We start from the raw sequence: 9094 nt of genomic DNA on the forward strand, positions 1-9094 counted from the left end.
GCCAGGCCGAATTGCGCAAGGATGGCCGTCTGTCGTGGCTGCGTCCGGACGCGAAAAGCCAGATCACCTGCGTCTACGATTCGAACACCGGTCTGCCCAAGCGTATCGACACCGTGGTGCTCTCGACTCAGCACAGCCCGGACATCGATCACAAGACGCTGACCGAGGCCGTGATCGAGGACATCGTGAAGCCGGTGCTGCCGCCGGATATGCTGACGGCCGAGACCCGCTTCCTGATCAACCCGACCGGGCGCTTCGTCATCGGCGGCCCGATGGGCGACTGCGGTCTGACCGGGCGCAAGATCATCGTCGACACCTATGGCGGCGCCGCGCCGCACGGCGGTGGCGCGTTCTCAGGCAAGGATCCGTCCAAGGTCGATCGCTCCGCGGCCTACGCCGGCCGTTATGTCGCCAAGAACATCGTCGCTGCCGGTTTGGCCCGTCAGTGCCAGATCCAGATTTCCTACGCGATCGGCGTATCGCAGCCGACCTCGATCGCGCTGGACACCTTCGGAACCAACGCCATCCCGAACGCGGAAATCATCGAGTTGGTGAAGCGCCACTTCGATCTGCGTCCCAAGGGCATCATCCGGATGCTGGATCTGCAACGTCCGATCTACGGCAAAACGGCGGCCTACGGCCACTTTGGCCGCGAAGAACCCGAGTTCGGCTGGGAACGTACCGACAAGGTCGACGCCTTGCGGGCTGACGCCGGACGATGAAAACAAACGGCCCCCTGACCGACCGCGTCATCGCCGAGCTTTTCTGCGATTCAGGGTAGACGCTGTACAAGCGCGGTCTAGTCGGTAGAGTACAGCACGGCGTCGTACATGAATTGCCCGCCGAGCAGCTGCAGCGCTATCGTATTTGCCCCCGGGTTTACCTGCTGCGCCGGGATGTGTATGCGCTGCACGCTGTAGCGTCCGCTTTGATTGGCGCTGCGATACATCGATTTGTCGTTGTCGAGCCGGAGGCGTGCGAGCGGGGTGCCGTTCATCGTTATCTGCATGCTGGGAGCGCTGTGCGGCGGAGCGAGCGCCGCGCTGGCCCCGGCGAAGGCCAGGGTCAATACGCGGTCGTGTCCATCGGGCTGGTCGCGGAAGCGTATCGTCCACGTACCGGGGCGGGTCTGGGCGTAATACCAGTCCTGCTGGCGTGACTGTCCTACTGTGAAGACGATGTCGGCAGGGACCTGCAGCGGCAAGTCGTAACGGCGTGGCCGGTCCGCCAGTGCGAAGCCGGTGCTCTGCCGATCCGTCTGGCCGATCGCCCACACGGGCGGCGGCTGCAGCGCGAGCGGCTGCGGCGGCAGGACCGTGTCGCCGGCCACGGTCACCACCTGGTCGGCAAGAAGTCCGGGCTGGTCTCCGCCGCGGGCGTACACCGTCAGACGATAGCGTCCAGCCGGCACTTGCAGCTGAAATGACCCGTCCGCCCGGCTGGTCGTCGTGTAGGCATAGCCGAGGTTCTGCAGCGATGGCGTCTCGCCGAGCGAGCTGCCGAGAGTGATATCCAGCGGCGGCATTTCGCTATGGCTGTTCTGGCGAGCATGGGCCGCCATGAACCGCCCCTTGAGAACACTTCGCCGGGTGAAATAGCGGATGTCGTGCACCCAGGTGTAAGGCCAGTGGCCCGCAGCCTGCCGGCTTTGCTCGACGGCCGCGGCATACAGGCTTCGCGGATCCTGCGCCTGATTCAGATAGAGCAGCCACGGGCCGTAAAGTTTGCTCCAGCCCGGTGGCGCCACCATCTCCACGCTGCCGAGGTGCGTACTGGTGAGGTAGACCAGCGCCAGCGCATCCTGATGCACGAGCAGATCCTGCTTGAGTCGGTCGCCGGCGAAATACTCCCCCGAACCCGGAATGATCCAGGCGCCCAGCCATTGCTCCGGCGCCAGCTGTCCGTATACCCCCCAGGCCGGAGTCTGGCGCTGGTAACCGGCCAGATCGTATTTGCTATAGAAGCCGCCATAGGCATCGCCTGCGGGGAGTTGCCACGTTTCATCCTGCACGCGCGGCAGCTGTGCCAATTGAGCGTAGAGACGGGGCTTGATGGCCTGCAGACCGTTACTGACATGGTCGAATCGCAAAGCGTCGAAACGGTATACCGACCGTAGTTCCGACAGGCGCAGCGGCGCCGCCGTGCGATTGGAGGCCACCACGTAACTGTAGAGGCCGCTGACACCCTGGCGGACGATGAAATGCTCCTCGAGCGTCACCCCGTCGCCGGCATCGGGGCGGTCCATATAGGCAAGGTGCACCAGCGATGGGGTTTGTTCGAGTACCTGCAGCGAGGTCGGTGCGAAGCGCCGGTTACTTGCCGCCGTGTAGTCGAGATAGCCGCTAGCGGGCTTGCCTGGCGCCGCCGCTGCGCGCTTGCTGTCGTCCAGAACGTTGACCGTACCGAGGGACAACTGCCGGATGACCCCCTTGTCGAGCAGTGCGCTGACCAGGCCATTTCCGATACGGGCTTGCAGGCCTTGTACTTGCACGCTGACGCGATCCGCCGCTGCCGCCTGCTCGCCGGATGCCGCCACCATGACCAGCAGAAGGAGCGCTGCAGCGCCCCCCATCCAGGAGGCGGCACCCATGCCGACCGGCCGTTGCCTGTCCGGGACGCAAGCCGTTTGACTCCTGACGCAGCCCGGTAGAAAGTGGACAACTACCCGTTCAATTGCGGCACTAATGAAAAACGCCATCGTTCAACCTCCCTCCATTATTGCCCTGATTGTCGCCGGTGCGTTCTTCATGGAGTATATCGATAGCACCGTCATCACGACGGCGTTACCGTTGATGGCTACATCATTCCATACTCTCCCGGTGGCCTTGAGCATAGGCCTGACCGCGTATCTGCTCACCCTGGCTGTTTTTATCCCGGTCAGCAGCTGGATTGCGGATCGGTTTGGCACCCGGACCGTATTCACCGCCGCCATGCTTGTCTTTACCCTGGCGTCGGTGCTATGCGGGCTCTGCAACGGCACCGGCGAATTTGCCGCCGCCAGAGTCTTGCAGGGCATGGGTGGGGCGATGATGGTTCCCGTGGGGCGCTACGTTGTGTTGCGAACCACCGAGAAAAAAGATCTGATCACGGCGATGGCTCTGCTGACCTGGCCTGCCTTGGCGGCTCCGATTCTCGGGCCGCCGCTCGGCGGCCTGATCTGCAGCTATGGCTCCTGGCGCTGGATCTTTATCTTGAATGTTCCATTCGGAGTGCTGGGCATGCTCGCCGCGCTGAAGTGGATGCCGAATCTGCAGTCCCGGCGGCAGCGTGCGTTCGATACGAAGGGGTTTGTCCTGACCGGCACCGCGCTCGCCTGCGTCATGTATGGGCTGGACCGGGCCGGCAGCGACACCGGGGCCTGGCCGTTTTCGCTTCTCGTCCTGCTTGCCGGTTTGACACTGGGCGGGATCTCGATACCGTATCTGCGTCGGCAGCCGGCGCCTATCATCGATTTGTGGCCGATGCGCATCCCGACCTTCGCCGCCACGATCTGGGGGGGCTCGCTGTTTCGCATGGCGATCAGCGCCGTCCCCTTTTTGATTCCTCTCATGCTTCAGCTTGGTTTCGGGATGAGTGCCCTCGTTTCCGGAATGCTGACCCTCTGGATCTTTATCGGCAATCTCGGCATGAAAATTCTGACCACGCCGATTTTACGACGCTTTGGCTTTCGCACGACCTTGCTTGCCAACGGCCTGGCGACCGCGGTTTCCCTGGGGATCTGCGCCCTGCTGCTGCCATCGACCCCCGGCTGGGCTCTTGCGGCGGCACTCTGCTTTGGCGGGGCCTGCCGTTCAATGCAATTTACGGCAATCAGCACTTTGTCCTATGCTGATATTCCGCATGACAAGATGAACGGGGCCTCTTCCTTTGGAAGCCTCATCCAGCAGATGAGTACCGGCATGGGCGTCGCTGCGGGAGCCGTCGCGCTGCACCTGGCGATGATCCTCGATCGGCATGATCGAAACCCGCTCACCGCTGATTTTCACCTCGCCTTCGGCTTGCTCGCCGTCCTGGCCGCTGTCGGCCTGATCAGCTTTGCGCGATTGGCGCCGGCGGCCGGGGCCGATGTCAGCGGTCACCGGCCCCAGGGCGGCGCGCGCACCTGAAGCGAGAGCAACGCGCTTGTCGTCGGCATGCATCACCGCGATTACGGGGACTCTGCCGAAGAGCTCCTGCGCAAGCTGCCGCTGATCGGCGCCCCGCTGCTCCTGCTGCACCGCCTGCCCCCGGTGCGCGATGAAGACCGCGGTTCAAACCGCCTCTACTGAAAGGAAACACGATGCGCCCATTCAGCCTGCGCAATGCGCTCGTGCTGGCGAGCAGCCTGCTGCTGGCGGCTTGCTCCACCCTGCCGCCGGCCGGCATCGAGCCGGTTACCGGCTTCAATCTGCAACGCTACAGTGGCCAATGGTTTGAAATTGCCCGCCTCGATCACCGCTTCGAAACCGGCATGAGCGATGTGAGCGCGACCTACACCCTCCAGGCCGACGGCAGCGTCACTGTCATCAATCGCGGCTACGACGCCGCCGCATCGAAATGGAAGCAAGCCGAAGGGCGCGCCCTGTTCAATGGCGACCCGGAAACCGCCTCGCTGAAAGTGTCCTTTTTTGGCCCCTTCTATGGCGGCTATCACGTGATCGCCCTCGACCCGTCCTATCGATGGGCGATGGTGGCCGGCAACGACCGCAGTTATCTATGGATACTGGCACGCGATAAAAACCTGCCCGCCGATGTGAAAACGCGGCTGCTGACGCAGGCCAGAGAGTCGGGCTTCGAAACCGGCAAACTGATCTGGGTGGAGCATACGCGCGACGATCGGTGAGCAAGGGACATCCAACCGTGCGCGCACGCCTCGACACGCCGGCTGCTACCGAGCAGCTGGACCGCCGCCCAGCCGCGCTCAAGCAAAAGCATGGCGTCGCCGCAAGACGCCGCAGGGAAGCACTGCCGGCGGCCATCCCGATCGAAACAGGCAGCTATCAGCAGTCATGGCTCTGGGCGGCAGACCACAGAATCCAGTTGTCAGATTGCAGTGCGTATACGGTTTAGCACAGCCTCTTGGGTTTGATCCAGATGGGCCATGAGCACTTTGCGGCATGCCGCGACATCCTTGCTGCGAGCTGTCGCAATCAACTCGCGGTGCTCATTCGCCCACTCCGTTCTGCGCGTATCCGGGGAGAGCCTCTGCAAGCCATAGCGTTCCACTTGTGCACGTAGGGTGGACGCCATCGCCAGTGCCCGGGGCTTTGCAGCGGGTTCGTACAGTCTGGCATGGAATTGCCTGTCACCCTCAAGCCAGCCAGAACGGTTGTCTTCCGCTTCAAGTTCAAGCTGGATCGCCTCTGTCCGTGCCAGGCTTTTTGCATCATGACGTGGAATCGCGTGCGTCAGAAGGTAAGTTTCGATCAGACGTCTGAGGTCGAATATTTCGACCACATCGTGCTCGTTCAGTTGGACAACCATTGCCCCTCTGTTTGGAAGCATGCTGACCAGCCCTTCTCCATCAAGTATCAGCAAGGCTTCTCTGACGGGCATCCGACTGGCTCCATACCGTTCAGCGAGCTCCTCCTGTCTCAATGCGTCTCCTGGAGCCCATATGCCCTCATTTAAATCGTCGCGGATGCGATCGGCAATATCAGATGCTGTGGTGGTCATGGCTTGAATGGTTGGTGGCCTGTTAGTGTTTTATATGTCGCACTGGCATGACAAATGGTCGGAAAATTTACTGTCCATCACTCTCGACTTCTTCGAAAGAGGCCTCGCAGGTAATGGGAAAATTAACCGAGCGCGCAATAAAGCAGTAGTTATGAACGTCATCGTGCAGCTCATTGGCACGCTGTATATCTGAACCTTTTGACACCGCAATTCTAGGCCTCAGCGTTGCTTGCAGAAATCTTCCCGCACCATTCTGCAATGTCTCGCCAATGCCGACAGGCGTGTCGCTATAAGCATGAACGACAATGCCCGCCTTGCTTGCGAGATGCAGATACCACAGCATGTGGCATGAAGAAAGAGATGCCAGCAAGAGATCCTCCGGGTTGTGTTTAGTCGGATCGCCTCCAAGCGCCGGGTCGTTCGAACAATGCACGATTGGCTTGGAGGCCGTCGCAATGTCCCAGGTGCGATCATAGCCACGGTAGCTCCGGGTTCCCTGACCTCTGTTGCCAGTCCAGCAGATGGTTGCCATGAATTCATGCGTTTCATTCGTCATTTTGAACCCCCAGGAGTGGTACGCGACAGATTGGATACAAGTATCCTAAGTGTAGGGCATGCATTCGTCAATCACCCCAGGGCAAGGCAAGGGCTTGCGCTCGCGCAGATGCAGGCGGCATGGAGTTCGCATGGCCGCGATGGAGCTGCCCCGCATATCGTGCCCGCACGCTTTTCAGCAAGGATGCAAAAGAATTTGCCGAGAGGCGATGGCACTCGCCGATGATGACATGGCCGTAGTTCTCCACCGGATCGTTAACTTTGCCCTGTCGCGACAGGGACGGTATGACGGGGATATCGATCTTGCCTGTCGGTTTGGTCCGCCCGCCGCCAATCGTTCAAACGGCATCATTGCCCACGCATAGGAAGCGTTTGCAAATGCTCATTCCATTGGCTAAGCAGGTCGGTGCGGTTGACCCGGATCAGCATGTTAACTTGCCGCCTGGCGATGACTGCTGCGGCCGTAACCGTTTTGCCGAAAGCGGTTGGCTCATGCAGGACACCGATGTTGTGGCGCAACATTTCACTGAGAGCCAGTTCCTTGTCTAGACGCAAGGCGCCGGTAAGATGGACTTCTAACAGCTTCCCAAGCTGGAAGCCGCCGTCCTGGATGACATGCCACAGCATTTCCGTCTGCAAGAGGGGGACACCCAACGCAGCGCTCAGCCCTTGATGCCTCGTAAAGTGATCCGCGAAGTGATTGTGAACGCGGTCATGCATCGGGACTATCAGGTCAACCAGCCGATTTTGGTCGTGCGTTATAGCAACCGACTAGAAATCCGCAATGCGGGGTATTCGTTGAAACCCTCGTCGATGCTGGGGGAGATGGGGTCAAAGCTACGCAACCCGATCATCGCGTCCGTGCTTTATGACCTGAGCTTTGCCGAGACCAAAGGCTCGGGCATTCGCACCATGCAGCGCCTGCTACAAAATGCGGGCCTTAGTGCTCCGGTGTTTGTCAGCAGCAGCCAGGAAAATCAGTTCATCGCGATCTATCTGCTGCATCAACTGCTGGATGCCGAGCAACTGCAATGGTTGCGACAGTTCAGCTCCCTTGGCTTGAGCGACGATGAGGCCAAGGCGTTGATTCTGGCCCGTGAAACCGGCGCGGTGGATAACGCCGGCTTGCGGGCGGTGACAGGCCTGGATACATTGGCGGCGAGTCAGGTGCTGCGCAAACTCCATCACCAGCGGCAGTTGCTGGTTCAAGGCGGATCTGGTGCGGCGACGTACTATCAGTTACGCCCCATGCCTGACTTACCATTGTTCAGCGATACAAATAGTGGCGACCTCAGCGCAAATAGTGGCGACCTCGGCGCAAATAGTGGCGAGTTACCAACAACGCTCGTTCAGGCAATTGAGGCGCTGACATCGAAAGCCCGAAAAGAAAAGCTCTGGATGGTGATCGTGTGGCTCTGTGCTATCCAGGCTCATGGTTCAGAACAATTGGGAGCCCGGCTTGGCCGACAGGTCACTCCTCTAAAGAGACACCTCTATGTGCTACGTGATCAGTTGGGTTTGCTGCAATATACTTACCCTGAGGTGATCAACCATCCCCAGCAAGCCTATATTGCAACCGATACCGGTCGTGCGTGGCTTGTTGAGCAGGGCGTTGCACTGTGATGCAGGGATAACAAAAAAACCCGGCAAAATCCCGGGTTTTTTGATCTAGCACTCGCTTTTTCAAGCTTGTGCTGAAATTTTTCACGAACTGCGCAACCCTACTGTAGGGCAGCGCAGTTCGTGAGAAATGCGGGCTTTGATTTCAAAGGGTTTTCTCATTTTTGTGCACATGAGCATAGCGTTAGACGCGCGGAGTTGCTGAGAAAAACCTACAAATTTTGCGCTGTTCGTGAAAATAAAGTCGTATATCCTGCAAAAACAATACATTAAGTGAGTATGGCCCTTCGAATTCTGAAGGGCTCTAACTACCTCACTCCCCGCATCCGATTGGCCTCGCGAACTGCTTGCCTGTCAGGAAACACCCCAATCCGCACGAGTCTTGCGGCGATCGCACCGCTACTTCTACCAAGGAGATCCCCGATCTCTCCACAAGTGAAACCACCGGCAGCATGCCAATAGTCACTTAACAGCCGGTCATCATCAGTTGTCCAGCGGCTTCCTTTATTGGGGCATTCCTCACTTGCTGCGGCAGATGTCTCCTCGTGTGGGGATGACTCAACGTGTCCGCCAGTTTCGCTCCTGGATGGCGGAACCTCTATGCCTCCTTGACGCTGGATGTCGGCAGATATCACTTGTTCGAGATCTTGAAATAGCCCAATCTTAACGAGGCGAGAGATGATCGCTGTACGCGTTCTGCCAAACTGAGCGGCCAGATGTTCTGTCGTCACTGATTGGGATGAGACCCACAAAGCTTCTAGCTGGCTATCCTCCTCAATCGACCAGCGTGCGCCTTTTCTTTGAGCTGCCTTTTGCTGGGTAGGGAGCGGAGCGATCTGCTCATGCGTGCCCCCTTGATCGCAAACATGTTGTCTGTCATCGCCTTTGTCCAGACAAGAATGATCATCGGCTGGGACCTCCGGCATGAATTCACCGGCGATTGTCAAAGGTGTTGAGATAATTTTACGATTTATGCAGCCAATAAATTATCGGTTTTCTCCTGCGTAATCGGTCGATCCGGATTGAGCTGAACCGCATCGTTCCAGGCCCAATTCCGTGTCTCTCCTTGCCAGCGTTCTGGCCGTGCGGTGCGAGCCGCTTGATAGACCAGATGGCGCTTCGCCAGCAAGGTTTTATCCAGCCCTTGGTGCCGCTGAGCCGGGGTCACGAATTGGATGCCGCTGTGACGATGGGCGTGGCAATACCAGTCGATGAAACGCTTTACCCATTGCCGGGCTTCGTCCAGTGAGGTGAAGCCTTTACG

At 59.3% G+C, this 9094-nt stretch carries 9 protein-coding genes and 1 pseudogene; 5 read left to right on the plus strand and 5 right to left on the minus strand.

What is annotated here, in order from left to right:
- Positions 1-722, plus strand: a 722-nt coding sequence (metK, locus tag G520_RS0114270; RefSeq protein WP_028536251.1) for a methionine adenosyltransferase, incomplete at its 5' end; no start/stop codon positions are given.
- 77 nt (positions 723-799) lie between these two features.
- Here the strand turns inward: metK and G520_RS0114275 are convergent.
- Positions 800-2590: a polysaccharide lyase family protein gene (locus G520_RS0114275; RefSeq protein WP_051229414.1), complete on the minus strand. Its 1791-nt coding sequence runs from the start codon at positions 2588-2590 to the stop codon at positions 800-802.
- A gap of 94 nt (positions 2591-2684) precedes the next feature.
- On the opposite strand from G520_RS0114275, the gene G520_RS0114280 reads away from it, so the two are divergent.
- Genes G520_RS0114280 through G520_RS0114290 form a run of 3 tightly spaced genes read left to right on the plus strand, consistent with a single transcriptional unit; the run spans position 2685 to position 4822 of the window.
- The gene (locus G520_RS0114280) at positions 2685-4106 is read left to right on the plus strand and encodes an MFS transporter (protein ID WP_028536253.1); all 1422 of its coding nucleotides are present in this window, start codon (positions 2685-2687) and stop codon (positions 4104-4106) included.
- A gap of 27 nt (positions 4107-4133) precedes the next feature.
- Positions 4134-4268, plus strand: coding sequence for a hypothetical protein (locus G520_RS25710; protein WP_281424558.1), 135 nt, complete (start codon positions 4134-4136; stop codon positions 4266-4268).
- 11 nt (positions 4269-4279) lie between these two features.
- A complete protein-coding gene (locus G520_RS0114290) occupies positions 4280-4822 on the plus strand; it encodes a lipocalin family protein (protein WP_028536254.1) in 543 nt (180 codons plus the stop codon).
- A 200-nt stretch (positions 4823-5022) separates the two neighbouring features.
- Here G520_RS0114290 and G520_RS0114295 read toward each other — a convergent pair whose 3' ends face one another.
- The 3 genes from G520_RS0114295 to G520_RS25030 form a co-directional block, all read right to left on the minus strand.
- Positions 5023-5655 carry a GntR family transcriptional regulator gene (locus tag G520_RS0114295; protein ID WP_028536255.1) on the minus strand — a complete coding sequence of 211 codons (633 nt, stop codon included), beginning with the start codon at positions 5653-5655 and terminating at the stop codon, positions 5023-5025.
- A gap of 67 nt (positions 5656-5722) precedes the next feature.
- Complete coding sequence (locus G520_RS22890) at positions 5723-6211, minus strand: OsmC family protein (RefSeq protein WP_036666362.1); 489 nt, start codon at positions 6209-6211, stop codon at positions 5723-5725.
- A gap of 347 nt (positions 6212-6558) precedes the next feature.
- The gene (locus G520_RS25030) at positions 6559-6837 is read right to left on the minus strand and encodes a DEAD/DEAH box helicase family protein (protein WP_156876965.1); all 279 of its coding nucleotides are present in this window, start codon (positions 6835-6837) and stop codon (positions 6559-6561) included.
- Between G520_RS25030 and G520_RS22895 the strand changes: the two genes are divergently transcribed.
- Positions 6826-7833, plus strand: coding sequence for an ATP-binding protein (locus G520_RS22895; RefSeq protein ID WP_084637651.1), 1008 nt, complete (start codon positions 6826-6828; stop codon positions 7831-7833). The genes G520_RS25030 and G520_RS22895 overlap by 12 nt on opposite strands.
- A gap of 967 nt (positions 7834-8800) precedes the next feature.
- Here the strand turns inward: G520_RS22895 and G520_RS24575 are convergent.
- Positions 8801-9094: pseudogene (locus G520_RS24575) on the minus strand (integrase core domain-containing protein); the annotation flags it as partial.

It is taken from the genome of Paludibacterium yongneupense DSM 18731, from assembly GCF_000422925.1.
GTDB classification, from domain to species: Bacteria; Pseudomonadota; Gammaproteobacteria; order Burkholderiales; family Chromobacteriaceae; genus Paludibacterium; species Paludibacterium yongneupense.

What these genes read in the sequence shown, in the direction of transcription:
- G520_RS0114275 (WP_051229414.1), bottom strand. Translation starts at nt 2,590, where the DNA reads ATGGGTGCCGCCTCCTGGATGGGGGGCGCTGCAGCGCTCCTTCTGCTG.
- G520_RS0114280 (WP_028536253.1), top strand. Translation starts at nt 2,685, where the DNA reads ATGAAAAACGCCATCGTTCAACCTCCCTCCATTATTGCCCTGATTGTC.
- G520_RS0114295 (WP_028536255.1), bottom strand. Translation starts at nt 5,655, where the DNA reads ATGACCACCACAGCATCTGATATTGCCGATCGCATCCGCGACGATTTA.
- G520_RS22890 (WP_036666362.1), bottom strand. Translation starts at nt 6,211, where the DNA reads ATGACGAATGAAACGCATGAATTCATGGCAACCATCTGCTGGACTGGC.
- G520_RS0114290 (WP_028536254.1), top strand. Translation starts at nt 4,280, where the DNA reads ATGCGCCCATTCAGCCTGCGCAATGCGCTCGTGCTGGCGAGCAGCCTG.
- G520_RS25030 (WP_156876965.1), bottom strand. Translation starts at nt 6,837, where the DNA reads ATGCTGTGGCATGTCATCCAGGACGGCGGCTTCCAGCTTGGGAAGCTG.
- G520_RS25710 (WP_281424558.1), top strand. Translation starts at nt 4,134, where the DNA reads ATGCATCACCGCGATTACGGGGACTCTGCCGAAGAGCTCCTGCGCAAG.
- G520_RS22895 (WP_084637651.1), top strand. Translation starts at nt 6,826, where the DNA reads ATGCCACAGCATTTCCGTCTGCAAGAGGGGGACACCCAACGCAGCGCT.